Below are 23,352 nucleotides of genomic sequence, written 5' to 3' on the forward strand. Positions count from 1 at the left end.
GCATCGATATCGATTTGGGTGCTATAACTCGTTTTCTTTGTTTACCTGATAAATTAGAGCCTATTGTGAAAATTTATACAAACATCAATGAGTAGCATAAATCCTTTGGAATTTGGATAAAATTGCTACTCTCTCTTTTTAAGATACTACATCATACCAATCAAACAATCATTTGACTTTTGGAAATTTTAGAATTTCTCGTTAAGTATGTGAGGAGAAAAAAATTGCAAATTGTAGCACAACTAAATGATGAAGGATGATATTTATGAGTTACTATAAATTATTTAATGTTTACAAACGAGTCGGTTTTTTATGAGAAAATATAGTTTTAATGACAATATAATTGAAATAGATCCAAGATATTTAGAAGAAGGAGTCCGTGTTGCAGAAGAAGAGCAGTTTGAATCGATTAATATTAGTGCATTTGTTGATGATGTAGATTTTAAGTGTGATTTAGATCTTGCGCCTTTAAAGGATAAGAAATTTATTAAAAATCTGGCGATTGACAACAATTTTAAATTAAAAAGTGTTGCCAATATTGAAGCTCTTTACTCTTTGGTGAATATGATTGATTTTAGTGTATCTTTGCAAATCCATATTGATTTTTCTCGATTAAACCAACTAGAAAAACTATATCTCTTTAATAGTTGTTATGAAAACTTAGAAACACTTACTAATTTAAAAAGGCTTTATATTTTTGGATATTCTAAACAAAATTGTTACGAGTTGCGCACATTAAAAGAATTGGTTTATCTACGACTAAGTGGGTCTAAGAAACTGGAATCACTTGAAGGTGTTGAAGAATTAAAAAGCCTTGAAACTTGCTGGTTGGCTAAAAACAATTACCTTTCTGATGCAAATAGCATATCTCAACTAAGTAGTTTAAAGTGGTTACATGTAGAAGGTTGCAAAAACCTAATAGATTATTCTTTCTTGAATGATAATGGCTCCATAAAAAAATTGTTAATTTCAGATCTAGCCACTTTGGAGTTTGTAAGAACCATGAGAGCATTGGAGACCATTAACTTTTGGAACTGTAAATCAGGGGACTTAACGCCATTACTAGAATGTCCGACATTAAAAGAGGTTTCTTTTCATCCAGAGAAGAGGTATTACTCTCATAAAAGAGACACTATAAACAATCTCCTAAAAAACAAGAGTTAAACAAGGGAAGATTAATTAATGATGAAACGACAGGTCTGGTAGGAGGAATTGAGCAGGCTCAGTTTCAGTACTAAGGTACTCAGCACGGCTTATAAAGGAGAGCAAACGATGAAAACATCTAAAAGTAAGTTTCAAGTGGGAGATATTTTTAGTTTAAAACTAGATAATCATGAGTATGCATTTGGACGCTGTATTTCTCAAATAAGTTTAGGACATATCGTTGAAATTTTCGATTATTTTTCTGAAGAAATTATTTTTGATACAAATATTACCGAAAAGAGGCTGTTCGAGCCAATTCCTATAGATACTTGGGGATTATTCGGTAAAAGAAAAAAAGAAGGTATTTGGAAGGTAATTGGACATGAGGATTCTTTCAAACCAGAAAATGTTGATTATTTGCGCTATTGGGGTATGGCTGCTGAGAAGGTTACAGATACGAAACTATTAGGTGTTTTTGATAACGATTGCGGAAATATAGAATATTCTATTGTTAATGGGGATGAACATAGAATTCAATCTGGAGGATTACATTTTAAAATTAAAGGTAGAAAGAATGAAGTTTTTTTACTTAGAAGTCCATGGGGAGACATACAGGTTAAGGAAGAGATTAAAAAATATAGACAAGACATTAGTGAGTCTGTTGGTTGTTAAATACCAACGGGATTTATCGTTTACTGGAAAAAATATTGTGAGTAATCAAAGCTTAAGTAATAAATCTGGATATCGAAGGGGATTTTTGGTCTATGAAAGAATTTTTTGATGAGTTTGGAAAAAGGTTGATCATAGCAGTTAGAAATGACTTTAAAGAATTGTCAAAAATAATTGGAAACGAAAGAATATATGCTATTTGTTTAGGAACTGACAGTGATGCTATGACAGTATTTTTAGCGATAAATACTTTCGAAAAGATGGAAAGTAAATATCATAAGTATACTCAGAAGAATCGGTCAGAGAATTTAAGTGATGAAGTTTTATACAAAACTATAAAATGGGTTCCTGCTGAATGGGAATACGATGATAGCGATCTTGAACAGAGTGAGATAGTTTTAGTTTCAGACTATTTGGCTGAGAAGAGGGAATCTATCGAAGACAGTAGATTTCAGGAGTTTGAGGAGGAATTTTATAAAACAATGACTGAAACATTACTTACATTACACAATGAGGGTTTGTTTTGTCATGAAAAAGATGACATAACAATATTTATATCTATTTCTGATGATGACCGAGCAGAAATGATTGAGAATTATTCAGCGGGGTTGCTGAACTCAGAAAATGTAAGGAGTAATTTTGTAAATAGATGGAGTTAAAAGGATTTCAAAAGAAATGTAAAATTGAAATTATCAATAGAGCTATCCTTCTATCTACATGAGTATTTCTCAGGCAATAATTTTGATAAATTCGAAAATATGACGAAGTATTCTTCACAGAATATCTCCTAAATACCAGATAATCTAGCAGAATACTTTTAATAACGAGTAGGAGCGATGAGCTTGTTTAGTTTTTTTCGTACATTTAAGTACGACAAAGAATACATATGATTAGGTTGCCTATAGTAATGATATATCAATTGATTACAAAGAATTTCAGAACAGTTTATGAAAAAATATAATTAGAATGAGTTGTAGATTATTTACAAAGACGTTTGACGATAAAGAAAAAATAATGAAAAGAAATGAGGACTTTAATATGGGAAAGGGATTTGAAGCAAGTCCAGAATTTAAAGCCATGATAAAAAAACCAGCTAGAGATCGATATATTTACTCTGTAAAACGTATAGCAGACTGGGAAGAGGCGTGGTCATTGAAAATAGATGAAGGGTTTGTTACAACTTCAGATAAAGAAGGAAATCTTTCTATGCCTATTTGGTCCTTCGAAGAGTATGCTATGAAATGTATAAGAGATGAATGGAAAAACTGTAAAACAAAAAAATACATATAAATACACTAATAGACGAAATATTACCTAACCTGTCGGAAGAAGGAACGTATGTAGTTGTTTTCAAAGTTCCAGAAGATGAAGAAGTTATAAGAGTATCTGCGGATGACTTTAAAAATAATTTATTATACGAATGTTCTCAATTAGAATAAAATCTTTTGAAATATGGATGTTAATAAAGAGTTTGAGCAATGTTTGTAGAGCGAGCAGAAGAGTAGCATAAATACTAAGCCGGGTTTTATTGCTACTTTAAAATGAAACGCAATGTAGGAGATTCTCTTATGAGATGCGAAAAACCTATGCAACAAATTGACAAGGGTATAAGAGAGATGTAGATGCTGAATAATATGTAGTAATGAAGTAGCCTCTATAATGGAGAAAGAGAGAAGCGGTACTGTTATCTATACTTCAGAAATAAAACAACAAGGGAATGGGTGATATGAAAATGGAGTTGGATATGAAGATAGAGAAAATAATAAATGGTAAGTTAGTTGATCCTGATATGGAAATGGAAGAGTTTGAGCAACTATTGTCAGAAATAATTAAATCAAACAATAGTGAATATATACGAGCACTGTATTTGGCTTTTGATGATAGATTCGAGCTACCAGAGTATGGGGAAAATTTATTGTATACAGTAGAACATAGCAGAATAATGTTTGGAGATGAAAAAGGATTTGAGATATTAATTGAAATGCTCCCTCATGCTCAACAATGGGCAGAATGGATACATGCAAGAATTTTAAACGAAGAAATAGGCAGAAAGATTTATGCAGCTATAGTTTCTAATGCAGATCCTAATTTGCAAAAGTTAGTTATTAACATTATGAATCAATTAAAAGAAGAATCGCCGAGTCATTATGATTCAACTGCAGAGGTTTTATCGATCATTGAGGCCCGTACAGATGAACTCCTTTAAAGGATGAAAGTATATCATTATCTTTACATATATTTTTTTGTTAGAAATAGAGTTTCCTATTCCTTGTATTTAGTGTATAACAGCTTTTGACACAAGGAATAAAATCGTTTCGACCTTTGGAATCAGGCGGAAAAGTTAATGAAAGATTTCTATGCAAGTGGGGTGTAAGTAATGGTAATAAAAAAATTTAAATTGATGTTATATGCTCCTGGATTAGTTGTGTTTGATCCCCTAACTTTATATAACTATCTAGAGAAAAATAACATTGTTGAAAGCGATTTGCTCAAACTTTTTTGTAACAATGAAAAAATTGGCCAGGAGGTTATTTCTCAAGGTTGCATTATTCCAATATACGAAATTCCTGAACTCGATGATCCCTATCAAATAATAATTAACCATGAACAGGATAATGCCTCAATACCTGAACAAAATAATATCTTTATAACAAATACTTTTCCTCTACATGTTACTAGTGGAAATCTTATTATATCGGATATCTCTGCTATTATTGATTGGGATAAAAATTATTACGTAAACTATGAAAATATAAAAGATGAAAGTTACGACAATTGTAACAGTGTGCAGATGTCGAACAACAATTACTCGGTTAGAATAACAGGTTACTGTGGTAATAAATTAAAAACCAATATAGAGTTTGGCTATATTTTTAATTTTAGTGCTACTGAAAAGCTACCACACTTTGATTTTACAAAGAGTATTGATGAGTATAATTTTGTAGTCGATCCTGAAAATCGAGGGAGTAAATGATACAAATTTTCCAAAATAGGAGTTACAAAACATATGTAAAGAAGAAGTTATGAGCACTTTCTGTACATATGTTTTTTGTGTTAGAAATGGAATTTCCTCCTCCATGTATATACCGAATACCGTCATCGAAAACATAAAATTGTGTTTTGTTACACGGTAAAATCAGAGGATGGGTGTTACATGCAGAATTTTTTGAAAGAAAGTACCTCTTTGGTAGATGCTGAAAGGAATTTTATCATGGAAACGATGAAAAAATAGATTTTTAATACAACATAGCAAATACGTCCGTAAATCAGCTGGTACAATAATAAAAGCGAGGTTGATGTTAATGAACGAGGATATTAAAAAAATTATTGATTGCCTAAAAGAAGGTTTAAACGAAGATCACTCATATATAGTTTTTGGAAAATTAAATGATGGTATCGAGGAAGTTAATTCTTTAAAGTTAGGGAAATATTACGATTTATTAAAATTAACAAACGGTGCGCGTTGTGGTGATATTGATTTATGGAGTTACAATGAATTAGAAAGCAATCAATATGTTCTGTCAGATATTCAAGATGAAAAAGAATCGTGGTTATCGATAGGGCACATTCTTTATGATCCATTAATAATTAACAGGTTTGATGGGAATGTTTATAGGTTCATCATGGATGAAGGCACTATGATGAATTGTTATGGAGAATTCGATTCCTTTTTAAAAAATTATGTTTTTGGATCTGGATATTGTAAAGTTATCCCGAATTCTGAAGAGGACGATTGGGTTTTATTTCTGAAAGAGAGAGGAATAATTTCTGATTAGGATATTAATAAGGGGGAATTGTTGCAAGACCCTTAACCGATTATTATGCTACTCTTTCGTTTAACTAAAAAATTGTTTATTTCCCTTTTGGAAAAAAGGAATCTAATTATATGTCAGAGGTGAAATTAATGGAAAATACGGCTTTGCTGTTGGAACAAGGCTATTGTTCCAGCCATTTTAAAAATGCAAAATTGCAAACTAAAAGTGTAACACTAGAAATCCCTTTAAATGAAACTATTAGTGAATACGATGTTTGTAGGTTTAAATTGATTGTTGAAGAAGTGAGAAGTGAAAAACAATTATTGTTGGACTCCGCTATATTAGGTGAAAAAATATCAGAAATAACATATAAAAATGTATCGTTTTCGGATCGAGACTTTGTTCGTTATACACATGAAAATAATTTTGAGTTACTTAAAAATAGTGAAAATGAGACTATTCAACAAGCTCTTAAAGATGGAGTATTACATAAAGAAAATTCCTATCGAAAGGATTACATAGAATTAAACGGGGGATACGATATAAAAATTCAAGTTTTTCGACAAGGGATTCATCATCCTGATTTTTTATCAGCAGAATCCCCTCAATATTTTACGGATTATGAACAAAAAATTGAAACAATTACGGTTTATGTGTTGATCTATAGAAGCTCTATTGATATTCAAAAAAACAAAAAGTTTGCTAATTCTTCTGTTCACGGAAGTCTGGGGAATCTAGGATTTTTTATGGTGGATCTTAAACTATTTAGTGAATTTATAAGCAATGAAGTTGGTAATGAGCCAATCAATCTTGTTGATTTATTTACTACTACCGATTTAGTTGATAAATGTTTTGAAGAAGGTATGCTGGTTATTACTTGGGGGATAAAGCCTTGGCATTATTATATTCAAACGATGAATAGCTCAATTATATTTGATGAATGCATAGTCAGTGGAACCTATAAAATTAAAAAAGAGATAAAAGAGTTATCGGTTATTCCTGGTGATGAATTGCTCACATGGCCAGCATGTCTAGAAAAAGAATGGCCTAAATTACAATTGGAAGGTGATGGTGAAAAAATTGATCTTTCGCTATGTACTTGGTCAGGTGCTCTCGGAAACGAAATAATTCCGATGTATATTCTTCAAAGAAGTGAAGAAAAGGTAGAAAATATAGAACCGATTATTAACTACAGTTTCTTTTGAATTTTGATTTTAATAAATACTTGAGATTAAGGGCATTCCTCTAAATAAAGGATCTTTTCGAAATAGATTGTAAAAGACGACCTTGTTTGTAATTATTCACCTCGCATTACTTATAGTTTTTTTATGTAATCTTATAATTACTTAGAGTATACAACGTTTACCGTTACATAATAACCATAGAGGAAGGGGAATAGGGGTATAAATTCTTGAGAAATAAAAGCGATGTGTTATAATAGGGGTAAGAAAAAGACCGTATGGTGCTGTAACACCATACGGTCAAGTAACAAAACAAACGCTTTAAGAGCGATTGGCAAGAGCGAAAAGTAAAAGCACTTTAACCTCGCTTAGGTTTTAAAGGGTGCTTTTACTTTTTTTGTGAAAAAGTATATGACAATGCAAGGATAGCTACAATTAAAGTGCCAATACCAATAGCTATGCTTAATGCTTCGTATGTTGTCATAAGCAATCCCTCCTTTCTCTCCTAGAACTAAATAGCAAAATTTGAATTAGGAGTAGTAGAAAAGATCGCCAATCACCCTGAAATACCTTTGTTCTGTTACACTTTAATTATACCATTTCTTCTATCATTATCACAGATTTGCTATCTTTTACTAGATTCTAATTCCTCTAACTGATTAGTTATTCTCTACTTCGATTTTTTAAACTTTATCACTCAATAATTCAATTGATTATTTCCTATCCAAGGTTTGTAATTGCCGATATACCGATTATGTGTAATAGGGCTGTGTTAATTGTGTATCCTTCAACATGCAGCTATCGATGGGGAGCGGACATTTAGCATATAAATTGAAATTTGGAAAACCAGCTACAATAAAAGATATAGTTGACATATTTGAGTTTGACGAGGATTTGAGATTTGTAGAAATCTAAGAACAGTACAATTACTATATTAACTGGTTAAAAAATATAGAAGGTTAGGCTTGTTAGTGGAAGAAGAGTTTTCGCTATATATATTTAATAATCTTAATTTTTCCGAGGGCAGCATTATGGAAAGCTCTTTTTTAAAGGCATATGCGAGAAGGTATTAAATCCTTCTTTTGCATATGTTTTTTGTTTTACATCTACTTCAGAAACGTACACAAAGGTAAGTAAAAAGCCTTGAAATTTTGATTTTTGATTCAGATACTTCCTTTCACTGGGATTGCAACCAAGGTTGTTTAATCGTGAAATTTTTGCAAGGCAATGCTTATCATCTGACGTTTTATAGCTTTCCAAAAGCGGCACGAGCAGAACTTGAAGCGATATTTGAATGACAAGAATAAAGAGATGGAACACCCTTCCCAAAAACCAAAACCATTCCTTCGAACAAATCTATTTGAAAATCAAAAAGTGGTGATCTATAAGAAAAGGTTAGATTGTCATTTACACAAAAATATTGACAGTCCCTTCCCCTTCTTTATCGATATTAATTTTAGTATATTATACCTTACATATTATATAATTGTATAAAATAGCATTATATGTAATGTGCTGTTTAATGTTCCGACGTATTATTAGATTATTAATGTTCAAAAGTAGATGCGTTTGGCTATGACAGAAATGGTTTGTTAATTGAGACTGAAAATGAGCATGTGACTGTAAATTTAGAGTGAGATCCATCTTCAAGCAATTAATGAGAGGTAGAATGACCATTGGATTGCGAGTAGATATGATGAAATAGCCATCGTTTAGTAGCTTATGTGCAAAATCGATGTCGTAAATCAGCCTTCTCGCTTAGGGCAAGAACATTGAATAGTAACAATGTAAATAATAAACGAGAGGATTGAGCTTTTGTGAAACAAATAGTGGATTCAATTTTAAAATTTATACAGACAATGAATAAATACCCGCAAGAAGAATCCCCAGTTGTAAAGAGTGGTGGAGTGCATTATAGATCAGAATTAGTAAAATTACAGGTAGATGAAAAAATTTATCTTTCTCCTGAATTAAAGTTTTTTTATGAACATTGTGAAATAATTTGTGATGTTCGTCATGATGGTCATAATCTAAAATGTACGAGTATGGATGTAGGAAGTGGACTTCTTTATTTTTGGTCTCCTGAAAATCTTGTCTATAGGCAAGAGGGATTTCGTTGGATTGGAACGGATCTGAAAGAAGATCCAGAATGGAATCCATTTAGGCTTGTCATTGCAGATATAAATGATGCTCCTGTCGTGGTTGTAACAGATAAAGAAGGCTCACCAGTCATGGCCTCTTATGAAACAGGTGCTCTTTTTCCGATTGCAAACACTTTTTCCGATTTTCTGGATTATCTCTCAATTACATTAGAATTAATACAGGGAAAATATAATGGAGAAATAATAGATGATGAATCTTGTGAATTGCTCGAAGGCTTTATAGCAGATTTAAAAGAGATACTAAGTAATATAAATAATAACGATGAACTTGTTGAAAATTTTATCGATTACTTATATGGATAAAAAATCTAAATTATTTGACTCGTGGGGTAATAAAGGGTCTGAGACATATGTAGAGAAGTTGTGAAAAGGGGTGTTGTTAATGAAAGTATATAGATTAGGAAATGACTATGATTATAAAGATTTAACTTTTTTGAATAAGGAAGATGTTCGTCTTTTTTCAACCTTTAAGGGACAGAAGATTACTACGGATTGGAACGAAGAGGTTTTTGGTATTTCAGAAGATAAACATACAAGAGAAAGCTTGTTAGATTTTGATTCACGTTGTTTTGGAGCAATATTTATAATAAAAAAGAAATTTGAAAAGCTTTTTATCGAAGAATTTTCTGATAGTATAGAAACCTTCCCAATAAAAATCAAAGGCATTCCAGAAGATTACATCTATATAAATGTAACGAATGTGGTGACAGCAATTAATTTTGACGGTTTAGATTTGCAAGAATCTCTTGCAATGTTGCGATGTGAAAAGATCAGGTTTAATTTAGAAAAAATAGAAAATGAAACTTTATTTAGAGACGCTAAAGTTAGTTCAAACTATTATTGTAAACAAAAGTTTATAGATTTTATTAAGAAAAACGGAATTAGTGGATTGTATTTTAGGGAGGTAGGAACAGCTAAGAGGGAAATAGAATAGAAAAAATGATTCGAAAGTTGTATACATAGAAAATAAGGGTGGTATTAAATATAATGTCAATTGAAGTTATTTTTAAAGGAGTAGAAAATGGATCCAATGTAGCTAGACTGGGCGGATATAGCTTCTTGCCTGAAAGTATTGATTGGCCATTAAATCCAGATGGAGATAAATTAACACTTGTATTATGTTTACCGACGGATTTTCTTAATGAAACTCTAAATGTAAACTTACCAGAAGAACATGTTCTATCCGTTTTTACAACGTATAAAAAAGATGATTACTTTTTAGATTCAATCACTTTTCACGGAGATCAGGAAGAGTTAATAAATATTAAAAAAGGATATACAAAAGTTTTATTACACAAAGCAGGTGATACTCGAAATGAATCAGACTTTCTAATACCAGCACAAGAGTTCGTTTTTGGAGATGAAGTAAATTTAGATTTAGAAGAAGTTGATGAAGAAGACTTTGATGATATTGAGGTTTACTGTGGTTCGTTGATTGGCAATAAACCATCTTTGTTACAAGTAGAAAATATGGGTTTGGATGATTATCAATTTTGCCTACAAATTTATGGTGGTGATTTTCCTGAAGGATATCAAGATGTGTTTAGCCTTAGTGACTCGGTCGGATATTTGTTTTTAGATAAAAAAAATGATCAAAATCATGCAGGTGTTTTCTTTACACAATGTAGTTGAGCAATAAAAGTCGAAATAAATTAAAAGAGGAAGTAGGAAGTAGACTTAAATGAACAAAAATTCTAAAGGTAACATTAATGACTTTCTGAATAAAGATATTTTGTTTGAGTATTCTTGGAAGGAGATATCGACTTCCGAGATTAATGAAATTGTATCTGACGACTTTCCAGGAAAAAAAGATTTTATAGAGTTTTATCTTGCTAAAAATGGAGGGATATTTACTAAAGGGGCATACATTTACCCTGATCATTTTTATGAAATATTAAACAACGATTATTTTTCGATAGAAATTGGGAGTTTTTTTCATATTCCATTAATCGAAGATGAGGATGATTCTAATTACACAATGTCTATTGAAAGAGCAAAAGATAGAAGGATAGATTACTCTGAGGACTTTGAGAACTTTGTTTTGTTTCATATCCCTTTTGCTGATAATTATGCAGACAATGATTTTTGGATTGATATCCAAACAGGAGAAATAAAATATATGGATTACGAAGAAAGTTACGACCCTGATGATGCAATCGTTGTAGCACCGTCGTTTTTGGAATTTTGCAAACACATTCAGACAAAACGTAGGGAATAGAATTAGAAAGATATGGGGAGATAATAGGAAAATGGATTCATCGACTCTATTGATAGCTAAAGAAAGATAGATTTCAGATGATCTATTAAAAAAGATTTAGAGGATGGATAAACCTAAAAATTAAATGTATTGGGGGAGGATGAAATTGAGGATCTTTGGAATTAAGCCTGAAGATAATGAAGCAGCGGAATTTGCAAATGCTCGATACATTAATCTAGCAATTGAAGAAATAAATAAAAACAATGAATGGTTAAAAAATAGCGATAAACCATATCAAGCAATGTTAGCGCATATTGATATTTTAGTAATGCTCGCAAGAAGATTTCCTGATAATGCAAATGCATTGATTAAACAATATCAGACGTAGGAATGGAGAGGCCAGTTGTTACACTAAATGAGCAGCGCTTGCTGGTGCTTGCTCTAATCACAATCTACATAGAAATCTGTTCAAAAATAGATAGAGAAGAGTTTGAAGAACAACAATTGAAAGGATAGTTACATGTTAAATGATAAAGTTAGAAAATTTCTTTTAAATAAAGGTTGGCTAATTACAGAAGAAGATCGAGAATATGATAGGGTCATAAGTGATCTTGCTATCCCCGATGATTCCGATTTTGCAGAATTTCAAAGATTTACTACCGAAAGTACATTTAGTACAAATAAAGGACCTGAATTGATTAATATTTGCTGGTTTTCTCTATATAGCGACGATTTTGAAGCATTAACAAATTCTCTTTGGGAAAATAGACCTGAAGGAAATTTACCAAAAAAATTTATCCCGTTTAGTGATACTAGTGGGGAGTATATATTTTTATACGATAAAATTAATAAAAACCGTATACTATGTAAATGAAATAGAGATGAATGCAATTATTAAAGGTAAATTTGTTCCACAGTGGAGCAGTTTTAATGAATTTTTAGAGTGGTATTTTGATATTAATAAAAGTCTCTTATTTTTAGAAGGAGCAGTTTGTAAAGTAACTTTTTTCTTCTTAATTCATTAAGATGGAAGCTACCCTATTCAATTTAATATAAACACCTAGAACTTATCTATTTAAAAATGAAGGGAATGGCGTTTTTAATATGGGAAATACATTTGCGATTTTTAAAAAGAAAGAGAAGTCATGCCCTACTTTATTAGAGGGGATATTGCATACGGAATTCTTTGAAAAAGATCCATTTGAAGCTAGAAAATCTGATGCTGGACAATGGAGAACCACGAAAAATATAAAAACAGAATTACCTAAAGAGTTATGGTTCGTTTCAAAGGATAGAAGTTATGCGTTTGATTTGAGATGGGATAGTCAAGGTTTTTTCATAACATCAGAATTTCTAAATTTATTATTAAAATTTGGAATCAATAATTTTCAATACACTAAATTGCACATGGTTAATAAGCATAAAGAAAGTATAACTTCAAAGGAATATTATTACGTGCGATTTTATGATAGGTTAGAAGATGTAATAGATATGGAGAAATCAAATATTGAATTTTATAAGCAAGATGGAAGTATAAAAAAAATATGGGATCTACAGCTGAAAGAATCAAATACTCTCCCAGATGTTTTTCTAATAAATAATACTAACCTTTCAAGTATATTATTTTGTTCAGAAGAATTTAAAAAAGAAGCTGAAAAACTTAAATTGAAGGGCATTACCTTTGTCCCGTCTAATGAAGCTGATGTGTATAAACTTTAATATTGTATCGATTATTATTCATTAACAGCGAACGGTAAATTATATTGTTTAAAAACTTTCCTTTGAGTGGGAGGGGGCATCAGGGGATGGTATTTTCTCTTTTTTAAAAAAAGAAAGCGCCGCAGCAATTGAAAAATAGAGTTGAATTCTGCATCACAAACTTATCACTTGGAGCGGCAGATGCCTATGATATATTAAATGAAAGATCCGATATTGAAATGGAAACAGCTTGTTAGCATAAATCAACAAGCTGTTTTTTATATTTTGGTGAAGAGCCACTATACAGTTTACCAGCCTCGTACGTATTGCACTGGAGGTGTAACTTCTTCTCCCAATTCCTTAGCAGCATGAAGTGGCCAATATGGCTCGCGTAAAAGAACACGCGCCAGGAAGATTAAGTCAGCACGATTATTTTGTAAAATTTCCTCTGCTTGAATAGCTGTCGTAATAAGGCCGACTGCTCCAGTTGGAATATCAGCACCATGCTTAATCGCTTCAGCATGAGTTACTTGGTAGCCTGGAAAAACATTAATACGTGCTTGCACGATACCACCTGTAGAAACATCCACTAAATCGATACCTTGTGATTTCATCCAACGACTGAAGACGATAAAATCATCCATTGATGTACCATCTTCTGCATAGTCCTCAGCGGAAACGCGCACAAGTAAAGGGCCTTCCCAAACACTACGAATAGCATCGATGACTTGACGTAATAATCGATAACGATTTTCTTGAGAGCCACCGTATTGGTCATTGCGTTTATTCGTTGCTGGTGATAAAAATTCACTAATTAAATAGCCATGTGCTCCGTGGATTTCAAGAACATCAAAGCCTGCTTTAGCTGCCCGGACAGCTGCGTTTTTAAATGCTTCTACAACATATTCAATGTCTTCTAATGTCATTTCAGTTGGCGTTTTATAAGCATCGCTAAATGCAATGGCTGATGGCGCAAATATTTCTCCATCTACAGTTGCTTTACGTCCAGCGTGTGCAAGCTGTATGCCTGTTTTTGCTCCGTATGCTTTCATTCCTTGAACTAATTGACCTAAACCTTCAATATGAGCGTCATCCCATATGCCAAGATCGTTACTAGAAATACGACCCTCTGGTACAACACCAGTAGCTTCGACAATAATTAAACCAACTTGACCAGCAGCCCGCGTTGCATAATGTACTTGGTGGAAAGGTGTTGCAAGCCCATCATCCTGTGCCGAGTACATACACATCGGTGCCATCACAACACGGTTTTTTAAAGTGATTTTTTGCAAATGATAAGGTTCGAATAATTTAGTCAATTTAAAGCCCCCTAATCCCTAGTGATATACTTTATCCCGCATTAACGGGCAGTAGTACTCCTTCTCAAAATTTTAGCAAAAGCAAAGAAGTTAGATGGGAGATAAACTGCCCGTAAAAGCCCGATTCGTTCAACTAATAATCAGAGGGGGGTGAAGAAAACCCCCACTGATTAAAGTTTCACTTTATTTTGCACACATTATTTACTATTTGCAAGTGATCGAGATCGAGCTTCAGCTTCTTTAATGCATGCTTCAATGGCTTCATTAAATCGATATTGTTCAAGAGCTTTAATTCCAGCTTCTGTTGTACCACCTGGACTTGTTACTTTCTTCCGTAATACATCAGGCTCATCGACGGATTGCTTCAGCATTTCCGCAGTACCAGCAAGTGTTTGCGTCATTAATAGTCGTACTGTATCCTTCGAGAGACCAACCTTTGTACCAACCCGTTCAAATGCCTCCATTAAATAATAAATATAAGCTGGCCCACTACCGGAAAGAGCGGTTACAGCATGTAATTGATCCTCATCTACTTCAATAACTGAACCAACCGCCTCTAAAAGCTGTAAGAAAATAGCATGTTGTTCTGCTGTCACTTTGTCATTAAAGGCAATCCCGCTCGCAGACATCCCAATAGTGGCAGAAGTGTTAGGCATAACGCGTGCGACTGGACGAGCACCTAAATGTTCTGTAATAGTAGTAATGGCAATACCAGCTAAAATAGAAAGGACGGCTGATTGCTCTGTAATTTTAGGCTTTAGCTCACGCATCGCTGCAACGGCATCTTTTGGTTTCATCGCTAAAATGATTAAATCAGCCTGCTGATAAATAGCATCTTCAAAATTGCCATTTACATTATATGTGTCGTGTAAAAATTGTAAGCGTTCCTTGTCTGAGCGATTGGTGACGTAAATTTCTTGTGCTGTAAATACCTTTTCTTTAATCCAGCCCTGAATCAACGCCTCTGCCATAGAGCCTGCACCAATAAATAGTATTTTTTTCATGATAAAACCTCCAGTTCAAATTCAATTTCGCCTTGGCGTAATTGCGTCCGGATTTTGAAAATCCGTGACATCCGCCGGAGGCTTTGGGCCAACAAGATGTTGGTCACTCAGTCGTTGCCACAGGACGTAGCGTTCTTAGACTGAGTTCCTCTATTTCAGCGGGTGTTTGGATATTTGTAGCTGTCCCTACGCTGTCGCTACTAAAACATTTGCTGAATGAAGATAAAAAAAAGCGCTCCCGTCCTTATAAAGAAGGACGAAAACGCTGTTGTTTCCGCGGTACCACCTTTGTTTGCCAATAGGCACAACTCATAGCCCTTTTATCGCAAGGGAAACGGTTATGTTTTCATAACTGCTCAGAAGTAGGTTCGGTAATGGGAGCGGGTGATGTCACTTTCAGCAAATGTAACACTCTCTAAGACACCTTCACCAATTACGTACTTGGCTTCATCAATGCGCAAATATAATTAGATTATTCAAAATTATATTAATAATACGTCATCCTGTCAACAGGAGGGTGACGAAAAGAAGAAAAACTTGTAAAATAGAATGAATAGGTATTCACTAGTTGCATTAAAGGGGGAAACAGCTTTTGTCTATATACAAAATAGAAATACCAACACCCTATGAAGTAGGAGATGTGAATGCATTTGTTGTAAAAGGGGATGCATTGACCATTTTTGATGTTGGTCCAAAAACAATAGAAGCCTATGATACGCTTAAATGGGGTATTCGAGCAGCGGGCTTTGACATGCGAGATATTGAACAGGTTGTGTTAACCCATCATCATCCAGATCATGCAGGTTGGGTGGATGCCTTTCCAAACGCAGAAATTTTAGGGCATGCCTATAACGATAAATGGCTTCGTCATGACGAGGATTTTTTACGTTACCATGTGCAGTTTTACAGTGAGCGCTTATTTGAGCACGGAGTTCCTCAAGAATATATCCAGCCGAGTGTACATGTCCGCCGTGAAATAGAGCTTGTAGGTGAACGACCTTTAACACAAATTCTTAACGATGGAGATGAAGTGCCAGGACATCCAGGATTAAAGGCTATTGAAACATTAGGACACGCACAAAGTCACTTAATATTCTGGGATGAAAAAACTCATGATGTAATAGGTGGAGATTTATTGCTTGCAAAAATAACACCAAACCCATTAATTGAGCCACCACTAGACCGTACATTAGGACGTACTAAATCGTTACTACAATATAATGAATCGCTAGAAATTTTACGTCGATTACCCGTAAAAAAGATGTATACAGGACATGGTGCTGAGTTAGAGAATATTCCTGAATTAATTGATAAACGACTAGAACGCCAGCATCAGCAATCTTTGAAGGTCTGTGAATTATTTGGTGACGATTCATTAACTGCTGTACAAGTAACGAAGCGCTTTTACCCAGCGGTTTTTCAGCGTCAGTTTGGTCTGACGTTGTCCAAAACGCTTGGGTATTTAGATTACTTAGAGGCCAACAATTTCATTACATCTACAAAAACGGAAGAAGGTATCTATTTATTTCAAAGGAGGTAGGTTTAAATATGAAGATGAATAAAAAGACTATCTTCGTTACAGGTGCAACAAGTGGTGTAGGATTGAAAATGACAGAATTATTAGTAGCACAGGGTCATACGGTTTATGCAACAGGACGCAACGCGGTTTCATTAAAAGCTTTAGAACGTGTTGGCGCAAACGTGATCCAAGCAGATTTAACTAATTTATCTACAATCGATGAAGTATGTGCACAACTACCGCCTTTAGATGTAGCTATTTTATCTGCAGGGGTAGGTAAATTTGGCATTGCGACTGACTTATCAGATGAAGCTATTAGACAAATGGTAGAGCTAAATGTCAGTGTACCAATGTATTTAGCAAAACGTCTCGCATCACCTATGATGCAACGTCAGCAAGGTCAGTTAATCTTCATCGGCTCACAGGCTGGAAAGGTAGCGACACCTAAGGCTAGTGTTTATGCTGCTACAAAGCATGCGATTGTCGGTTTTACGAATGGGCTTCGCATGGAACTGGCTCCGTATAATGTTAAAGTTACTGCGATACATCCAGGTCCAATCGATACACCATTTTTAGATAAGGCGAGTGATGAAAGTGGCTATCGCGAGTCTTTAGGAAGATTTTTATTAACAGCGGAAGAGGTGGCACAAGCTACTGTAAAAACAATTGAACGCCCTGTCCGAGAGGTTAATTTACCAAGGATCATGGGATTAACAAGCAAGCTGTATGCAATGGCACCTGCAACCGTAGAATTTTTAGGCAAATCATTTTTCAATAAAAAATAGGAATTAAACTGTAAACATACCAAGTTGAGTGTGTTTACAGTTTTTTTAATCCCTTTTTATTGACAAAAAAATTTATGTTAATTAACATTTAAGTTAACTAAAATATTAAGGCTGGTAAAGATGACTAAAAATATAAAACAAATTGTCGATGACATTAATCAATATAGTTATGAAATGAATGTAAAATTAGCGAAGGCTCAAGAAGCTCTATTTAAAGATGATTTGTCGATGAAACAAACGATGGTAATCGATTTTGTACACAAGCATAAAAAGTGTACAATGGGCGAAATTGCGCTCTTTATGGAAATCTCCCCAAGTGCGGTGAGTCAAATAGTAGCGAGACTTGAAAAAGAAAACTATCTTAAACGTGATATTAACCCTAATAATCGTAGGGAAGTGGTTGTTATGTTGGCTGAAAATGGAGAGGCGTATTATCATCGCGATGAACAAATTAATAAGCTTATTCTTGATAAGATTTATAGCAAAATGCCTGAAGCAGATTTAGAACAATTGCGTAGCTTGATCCAGCGCTTATATCAAATTGTTGAGGAGGAGATTTCAAATGGATTGGAATAAAGTAAAAGAACAGCTTGAAAATACGTTTAATGGTACAGTTTTGCTTGCGCAGGATGAGACAATTTTATTGCAAGGTGCCTATGGCGAAGCTTCGATAGAAACACACGCGCCTATGGAACTTCATCAACGTTTTAACTTAGCTTCTGTATCAAAGCCGATTACAGCATTGGGAATTTTACTTTTAGTACAGGATAAGAAAATAACATTCGATGATGATATTAGCCAATGGTTCGATAATTTACCTTACACAAATATTACTGTGCGCCACTTATTACATCATACATCAGGGTTGCCTGATTATATGGCATTGTTTTCAAATTGGGATGAAACAACAGCTGCCACAAATGAAGATGTTCTGCAACTATTAATTCAATATGCACCACCTCGACTTTTTAAAGCAGGTGAGAAAATGGAATACTGCAATACAGGTTATGTCCTGTTAGCTCTTATAATCGAGCGTGTGGCGAATAAAAGTTTTACTGAATTTATGGATGATTCTATATTTAAACCTTTAAATATGATGAATACAACCGTAACGTCAACTACTTTTACTAAACAATATACAAATGAAATTGCACATGGCTACGTGCTTGATGTGTATACCGGGCAGTATGTGGACCCTTCAGAACTTGAAGAAACGAAAAGTACTACTTGTTTGAATTATATTACTGGCGATGGCGGAATCTATTCGACGGTAGAGGACTTATGGAAAATAGGGCGTGCTGTTATTCAAGCACAGCTTTGGGATGAAGCTTTACTTGAGCAAGCCTTTACTCCCTCAACTCTTACAGCAGAGGAACCTTTTTCTTATGGTATGGGCTGGATTATTTACGAGGATGAACAGCTGGGGAAATGTGTATGGCACAGCGGTGGATGGCCTGGGTATGCAACTACATTTAAAATTTATCCAAAATCTAAGTCAATCTTTGTATTTTTACGCAGTAAAGAGCAAGAAGTGGATTATGAAATAGCTATTGGTGAAGCGATTGAAAAAGCAGTAACGACACATGAATTTCATTTACCGAAAAAGCCTGAACAATATAAAGCTGTGCATTTACCAGTCGAAATTTTACAGAGCTATGAAGGTAAATACCAACTCCAAGAACAACCTGAACATGCAGTGGAAATAGCGTTACAAGATGGCAATCGCTTATATATTTTCCTACCTGCTACAATGCCACTTGAATTACATGCGATAAAAAAAGATGAATTTTTCTTACGTAGTTTAGGCGTTCTAATAACGATAAAGCAAGATATATTAATAGTTAATAATGAAAGTCAAAAAACGATCGCTAAAAAAATAACCACGAGCTTAAAGGATAATAACATATTTTCGTAGTTTTATAATTTGAGATCAAACAAAACCGGTTTGCATAATGTATTCTCAGATTGTAGACTAAATATTATTTGTTTGTATAAAGATAATAGTATTTCATATTGATTGATACACAAAAAATTAATATTTATCTTTTTTGTCGGCATGAGAACTCATTTTTAAACAATGGGTTCTTTTTTAATAGTGTTTAAAAATTCTAGGAACATGTCAGAATGTACATGTTAAATCAACCCCTCGTTTTGCCAAAGAACCATGTACTTTCCTGAAATTTATATTATATACATTCAAGTAGCGAGTAAAAATTCGTTTTTCCGAGTAAAAATATTCATAGTTGTACAAGCGCTAAAAGTATTATAATGACACACTTTTTACAATAAACATAAAAGTCTATAAATTTATAAAAATACACTTGTTTTTATTTTTATAACATGATACTATTCGTGTATAAACTTTTAAGTGGATGTATAAACATACATATCTTATAGATTAATTGGAGGCGCATTTTTTATGACGAATAAAAAAGTAGTATTAGCATATTCAGGAGGTCTTGATACTTCTGTAGCAATTCCGTGGTTAAAAGAACAAGGTTGGGACGTTATTGCAGTTTGTCTTGACGTTGGTGAAGGTAAGGACCTTGAGTTTGTAAAAAATAAAGCCCTTCAAGTAGGTGCAATTGAATCATATATGGTAGATGCGAAGGATGAGTTTGCTGAAGAATATGCACTAATCTCATTACAAGCTCATACTTGGTACGAACAAAAATATCCATTAGTATCGGCACTTTCTCGTCCATTAATTTCTAAAAAATTAGTGGAAATTGCAAACCAAGTAGGTGCGGACGCAGTAGCTCATGGTTGCACAGGTAAAGGTAATGACCAAGTTCGTTTCGAAGTTTCAATCAAGGCATTAAATCCAGACTTAGAAGTGTTAGCACCTGTACGTGAGTGGGGCTGGAGTCGTGATGAGGAAATCGAATATGCTATGAAACATGATGTACCGATTCCTGCAACGTTAGATTCACCATTCTCTATTGACCAAAACTTATGGGGCCGTGCAAATGAAGCGGGCGTAATGGAAGATCCATGGGTATCACCGCCAGAAGAAGCTTATGGTTTAACAGTTTCTGTGGAAAACACTCCAGATGAAGCGGAATACGTAGAACTTGAATTCGTTGCTGGTAAGCCAGTAGCTTTAAACGGTAAAGAAATGAAGCTTGCTGATTTAATCCAAGAGCTAAATGCAGTAGCTGGTGCACACGGTGTTGGTCGTATCGATCACGTAGAAAACCGATTAGTTGGTATTAAATCTCGTGAAGTATATGAAATTCCAGGAGCAAAAGTGCTATTAACAGCACATAAAGAGCTAGAAGACTTAACGCTTGTAAAAGAGTTAGCGCATTTCAAGCCAGTCATTGAGAAAAAATTATCTGAATTAATTTATGATGGTTTATGGTTCTCTCCATTACGTGTGGCACTGGAATCATTCCTTGCTGAATCACAAAAATTTGTGAACGGAACTGTACGTGTGAAGCTTTACAAAGGTCATGCAATTGTGGAAGGACGTAAATCTCCAAATTCACTTTATAGTGAAAAGCTAGCAACATATTCTAAAGAAGACCAATTCAATCATGCTTCAGCAGTAGGCTTCATCGAATTATGGGGTCTGCCAACAGTGGTTAACTCTTCAGTAAATAAAAACTAATTTTGACAAGCAAGGTGTAGGATAGCTTTGTGCTATGCTGCACCTTTTCAAAAAGAAATGAAGGAAAAGGTGAGCTGTTATGACAAAACTTTGGGGCGGACGTTTCCAAAAATCAGCAGAAGCATGGGTGGACGAGTTCGGCGCATCGATTGGCTTCGACCAACAGCTTGTTCTAGAAGACCTTGAAGGTAGCGTAGCACATGTTACAATGCTTGGCGCAACAGGAATTTTACCAGCAGTTGACGTAGAGGCCATTTTAAATGGCCTTGCACAATTACAAGAAAAAGCAATCGCAGGAGAGCTTGAATTTACAGTTGCTAATGAAGATATTCACTTGAATTTGGAAAAAATGCTCATTGATTTAATTGGTCCTGTAGGTGGTAAGCTTCACACTGGCCGTAGCCGAAATGACCAAGTAGCAACAGATATGCATATTTTCTTGAAAAAACGTGTGAAGGAAGCAATCGGCTTAATTGAGACATTCCAAAAGACATTGCTTGAAAAGGCTGAGGAGCATGTAGAAACAATTGCTCCAGGCTATACACATTTACAACGAGCTCAACCAATCTCATTTGCGCATCACTTAATGGCCTATTTCTGGATGTTAGAGCGTGATAAACAACGCTTTACGGAGTCACTTAAGCGTATCGATATATTGCCTTTAGGTGCAGGTGCTATGGCGGGTACAACTTTTCCAATCGACCGCTTAAAATCCGCGGAGCTTTTAGGCTTCAACGAGGTTTATGCGAACTCGATGGATGCAGTAAGTGACCGTGATTTTATCGTTGAATTTTTAAGCAATTCATCATTATTAATGGCGCATTTATCTCGTTTTGCAGAGGAAGTTATTTTGTGGTCGACAGATGAATTTAAATTTATCGAATTAGATGATGCCTTCTCAACAGGTTCTTCTATTATGCCACAAAAGAAAAATCCCGATATGGCGGAGTTAATCCGTGGAAAAACGGGACGCGTTTACGGTAACTTAATGGGCTTATTAACCGTTCTTAAAGGAACACCGTTAACATACAACAAAGATATGCAGGAAGATAAAGAAGGTATGTTCGATACAGTCCATACAATTCTTGGTTCATTAAAAATCTTTGAAGGTATGGTTCGCACGATGACTGTCAATACAGAGCGTTTGCACCAGGCAGTACACTCTGACTTCTCCAATGCTACGGAGCTTGCAGATTACCTAGCAACAAAAGGTATGCCTTTCCGTGAAGCACATGAAGTGACAGGAAAACTTGTATTCACATGTATTCAACAGGGTATCTACTTATTAGATTTACCGCTGGAAGACATGAAAAAAGAAAGTGAGCTTATCGAAGCGGATATTTACGATGTATTAGCGCCTGAAGCAGCCGTTCGTCGTCGCCATTCTTTAGGTGGTACAGGGTTTGATCAAGTAAACATCCAAATCGAAAAGGCAAAAGCTTGTCTTGTTTAACCATAACTTAGCGTGCATGTCCTTGTGACTTTTGCATAGATATTCATTAAAGCTGTCCAGTGAGGCACTATGAAAAACCATTTTCCTTTTTCGTTAGAGCCAGAGGGTGAAACGAAAAAGAGCCCCTTACATAGGTGAAGGACAATCCCCAATTCTGGAGACGCGGAATTGGGGTTTTTGTGTAAAGAAATAACAATGGGAGGGATTTCAATGAATGAGCGTTTTACAAAGGGATTAGAAACAATAAAACAGTATGTGACAAAGGAAGAAGTAGCACGAATGATTGAGGCAGATGCACTTACTGATGTAGCCCCAGATTTACGCAAAATGATTATTGAATTTGCCTATGGTGATGTTTATTCACGACCAGGGCTAGATGCAAAAAGCCGTGCACTTGTTGTCATTACAGCAGTAGTAACTCAAGGTGCTGCCCCACAAACAAAAACACATATTAAACGAGGTCTACATGCAGGTTTGACACAGATAGAAATTGTGGAAGCATTATTACAATTAGTGCCATATATAGGTTTTCCACGTGTACAAAATGCTTTAACTTTTTTCAGCAGGTGTCCAAACACCTATTGAAAAAAGTTAAAGCCTCCGGCGGATGTCACGGAATCGGCTTTGTGCAAGCACAAAGCCGATTCCGGACGCAATTATGCCGAGGCATAATTGATCCATTGCGCAACAAGTCTTTAAAGAAGACGCCTAAAATAAAACTCTGCATTTTGAAGTGACCCCTAAAAGTTAGACACAGTTATTTCATTAGGCAGCTTGGGTAAAACGAGTTCGGTATTGCACCGGACTCGTTTTTAATTTTGCCTTAATCCGTTTCGTATTATAGTAATTGATAT

The 23,352-nt window shown here is 34.5% G+C and carries 27 protein-coding genes; 23 read left to right on the forward strand and 4 right to left on the reverse strand.

What is annotated here, in order from left to right; translation table 11 throughout:
• Window positions 1–312: 312 nt before the first annotated feature.
• The 8 genes from ACYQ73_RS23640 to ACYQ73_RS23675 all read left to right on the forward strand — a co-directional run bounded on the left by ACYQ73_RS23640 (window position 313) and on the right by ACYQ73_RS23675 (window position 6,772).
• Window positions 313–1,164 (forward strand): leucine-rich repeat domain-containing protein, encoded by an 852-nt coding sequence (locus tag ACYQ73_RS23640; RefSeq protein ID WP_460014682.1) that lies wholly within the window; start codon window positions 313–315, stop codon window positions 1,162–1,164.
• A gap of 108 nt (window positions 1,165–1,272) precedes the next feature.
• Window positions 1,273–1,815, forward strand: a complete 543-nt coding sequence (locus ACYQ73_RS23645; protein WP_460014683.1) for an Imm26 family immunity protein — start codon at window positions 1,273–1,275, stop codon at window positions 1,813–1,815.
• Window positions 1,816–1,907: 92 nt separating this feature from the next.
• Window positions 1,908–2,471, forward strand: a complete 564-nt coding sequence (locus ACYQ73_RS23650; protein ID WP_460014684.1) for a DUF4303 domain-containing protein — start codon at window positions 1,908–1,910, stop codon at window positions 2,469–2,471.
• Window positions 2,472–2,850: 379 nt separating this feature from the next.
• Window positions 2,851–3,102, forward strand: coding sequence for a DUF2750 domain-containing protein (locus tag ACYQ73_RS23655; protein ID WP_460014685.1), 252 nt, complete (start codon window positions 2,851–2,853; stop codon window positions 3,100–3,102).
• 436 nt (window positions 3,103–3,538) lie between these two features.
• On the forward strand, window positions 3,539–4,018 hold the full coding sequence (locus ACYQ73_RS23660; protein WP_460014686.1) for an Imm30 family immunity protein: 480 nt from the start codon (window positions 3,539–3,541) through the stop codon (window positions 4,016–4,018).
• A 171-nt stretch (window positions 4,019–4,189) separates the two neighbouring features.
• Entirely contained in the window at window positions 4,190–4,786 is a 597-nt protein-coding gene (locus ACYQ73_RS23665) for a hypothetical protein (RefSeq protein ID WP_460014687.1), read from the forward strand.
• A gap of 328 nt (window positions 4,787–5,114) precedes the next feature.
• Window positions 5,115–5,588 (forward strand): hypothetical protein, encoded by a 474-nt coding sequence (locus tag ACYQ73_RS23670; protein WP_460014688.1) that lies wholly within the window; start codon window positions 5,115–5,117, stop codon window positions 5,586–5,588.
• Between the two features lie 110 nt (window positions 5,589–5,698).
• Window positions 5,699–6,772, forward strand: a complete 1,074-nt coding sequence (locus tag ACYQ73_RS23675) for a hypothetical protein (protein WP_460014689.1) — start codon at window positions 5,699–5,701, stop codon at window positions 6,770–6,772.
• 364 nt (window positions 6,773–7,136) lie between these two features.
• On the opposite strand, the gene ACYQ73_RS23680 is transcribed toward ACYQ73_RS23675, so the two are convergent.
• Complete coding sequence (locus ACYQ73_RS23680) at window positions 7,137–7,232, reverse strand: putative holin-like toxin (protein WP_460014690.1); 96 nt, start codon at window positions 7,230–7,232, stop codon at window positions 7,137–7,139.
• Between the two features lie 1,333 nt (window positions 7,233–8,565).
• On the opposite strand from ACYQ73_RS23680, the gene ACYQ73_RS23685 reads away from it, so the two are divergent.
• The 7 genes from ACYQ73_RS23685 (at window position 8,566) to ACYQ73_RS23715 (ending at window position 12,826) form a co-directional block, all read left to right on the forward strand.
• The gene (locus ACYQ73_RS23685) at window positions 8,566–9,213 is read left to right on the forward strand and encodes a hypothetical protein (protein WP_460014691.1); all 648 of its coding nucleotides are present in this window, start codon (window positions 8,566–8,568) and stop codon (window positions 9,211–9,213) included.
• Window positions 9,214–9,292: 79 nt separating this feature from the next.
• Window positions 9,293–9,844 (forward strand): hypothetical protein, encoded by a 552-nt coding sequence (locus ACYQ73_RS23690; protein WP_460014692.1) that lies wholly within the window; start codon window positions 9,293–9,295, stop codon window positions 9,842–9,844.
• A gap of 53 nt (window positions 9,845–9,897) precedes the next feature.
• Window positions 9,898–10,542, forward strand: coding sequence for a DUF1963 domain-containing protein (locus ACYQ73_RS23695; protein WP_460014693.1), 645 nt, complete (start codon window positions 9,898–9,900; stop codon window positions 10,540–10,542).
• Between the two features lie 49 nt (window positions 10,543–10,591).
• The gene (locus tag ACYQ73_RS23700; protein WP_460014694.1) at window positions 10,592–11,128 is read left to right on the forward strand and encodes an SMI1/KNR4 family protein; all 537 of its coding nucleotides are present in this window, start codon (window positions 10,592–10,594) and stop codon (window positions 11,126–11,128) included.
• A 145-nt stretch (window positions 11,129–11,273) separates the two neighbouring features.
• Window positions 11,274–11,495: a hypothetical protein gene (locus tag ACYQ73_RS23705; RefSeq protein WP_460014695.1), complete on the forward strand. Its 222-nt coding sequence runs from the start codon at window positions 11,274–11,276 to the stop codon at window positions 11,493–11,495.
• Window positions 11,496–11,627: 132 nt separating this feature from the next.
• On the forward strand, window positions 11,628–11,981 hold the full coding sequence (locus tag ACYQ73_RS23710; protein ID WP_460014696.1) for a hypothetical protein: 354 nt from the start codon (window positions 11,628–11,630) through the stop codon (window positions 11,979–11,981).
• A gap of 230 nt (window positions 11,982–12,211) precedes the next feature.
• Complete coding sequence (locus tag ACYQ73_RS23715; RefSeq protein ID WP_460014697.1) at window positions 12,212–12,826, forward strand: Imm43 family immunity protein; 615 nt, start codon at window positions 12,212–12,214, stop codon at window positions 12,824–12,826.
• 287 nt (window positions 12,827–13,113) lie between these two features.
• On the opposite strand, the gene namA is transcribed toward ACYQ73_RS23715, so the two are convergent.
• Together namA and proC are read right to left on the reverse strand one after the other, a co-directional pair.
• Window positions 13,114–14,124, reverse strand: a complete 1,011-nt coding sequence (namA, locus tag ACYQ73_RS23720; protein ID WP_460014698.1) for an NADPH dehydrogenase NamA — start codon at window positions 14,122–14,124, stop codon at window positions 13,114–13,116.
• A 197-nt stretch (window positions 14,125–14,321) separates the two neighbouring features.
• Window positions 14,322–15,128, reverse strand: a complete 807-nt coding sequence (proC, locus tag ACYQ73_RS23725) for a pyrroline-5-carboxylate reductase (RefSeq protein WP_460014699.1) — start codon at window positions 15,126–15,128, stop codon at window positions 14,322–14,324.
• Window positions 15,129–15,211: 83 nt separating this feature from the next.
• On the opposite strand from proC, the gene ACYQ73_RS23730 reads away from it, so the two are divergent.
• From ACYQ73_RS23730 to ACYQ73_RS23765, 8 genes are all read left to right on the forward strand, one after another.
• Window positions 15,212–15,430 (forward strand): hypothetical protein, encoded by a 219-nt coding sequence (locus tag ACYQ73_RS23730; protein ID WP_460014700.1) that lies wholly within the window; start codon window positions 15,212–15,214, stop codon window positions 15,428–15,430.
• Window positions 15,431–15,720: 290 nt separating this feature from the next.
• Window positions 15,721–16,668 (forward strand): MBL fold metallo-hydrolase, encoded by a 948-nt coding sequence (locus ACYQ73_RS23735; protein ID WP_460014701.1) that lies wholly within the window; start codon window positions 15,721–15,723, stop codon window positions 16,666–16,668.
• Between the two features lie 8 nt (window positions 16,669–16,676).
• Entirely contained in the window at window positions 16,677–17,432 is a 756-nt protein-coding gene (locus ACYQ73_RS23740) for an SDR family NAD(P)-dependent oxidoreductase (RefSeq protein WP_460014702.1), read from the forward strand.
• A 120-nt stretch (window positions 17,433–17,552) separates the two neighbouring features.
• On the forward strand, window positions 17,553–18,008 hold the full coding sequence (locus ACYQ73_RS23745) for a MarR family winged helix-turn-helix transcriptional regulator (protein ID WP_460014703.1): 456 nt from the start codon (window positions 17,553–17,555) through the stop codon (window positions 18,006–18,008).
• Window positions 17,995–19,347 (forward strand): serine hydrolase domain-containing protein, encoded by a 1,353-nt coding sequence (locus tag ACYQ73_RS23750; RefSeq protein ID WP_460014704.1) that lies wholly within the window; start codon window positions 17,995–17,997, stop codon window positions 19,345–19,347. Before ACYQ73_RS23745 ends, ACYQ73_RS23750 begins: the two co-directional genes overlap by 14 nt.
• Before the next feature lie 504 nt (window positions 19,348–19,851).
• The gene (locus ACYQ73_RS23755) at window positions 19,852–21,045 is read left to right on the forward strand and encodes an argininosuccinate synthase (protein ID WP_460014705.1); all 1,194 of its coding nucleotides are present in this window, start codon (window positions 19,852–19,854) and stop codon (window positions 21,043–21,045) included.
• Between the two features lie 79 nt (window positions 21,046–21,124).
• Window positions 21,125–22,498, forward strand: a complete 1,374-nt coding sequence (gene argH / locus ACYQ73_RS23760) for an argininosuccinate lyase (protein ID WP_460014706.1) — start codon at window positions 21,125–21,127, stop codon at window positions 22,496–22,498.
• A 210-nt stretch (window positions 22,499–22,708) separates the two neighbouring features.
• Window positions 22,709–23,083 (forward strand): carboxymuconolactone decarboxylase family protein, encoded by a 375-nt coding sequence (locus ACYQ73_RS23765; protein WP_460014707.1) that lies wholly within the window; start codon window positions 22,709–22,711, stop codon window positions 23,081–23,083.
• Window positions 23,084–23,263: 180 nt separating this feature from the next.
• Here the strand turns inward: ACYQ73_RS23765 and ACYQ73_RS23770 are convergent.
• Window positions 23,264–23,352 (reverse strand): IS3 family transposase (locus ACYQ73_RS23770; RefSeq protein WP_460014710.1); only part of this gene is annotated, 89 nt, incomplete at its 5' end.

It is taken from the genome of Lysinibacillus sp. CTST325 (genome assembly GCF_054665055.1).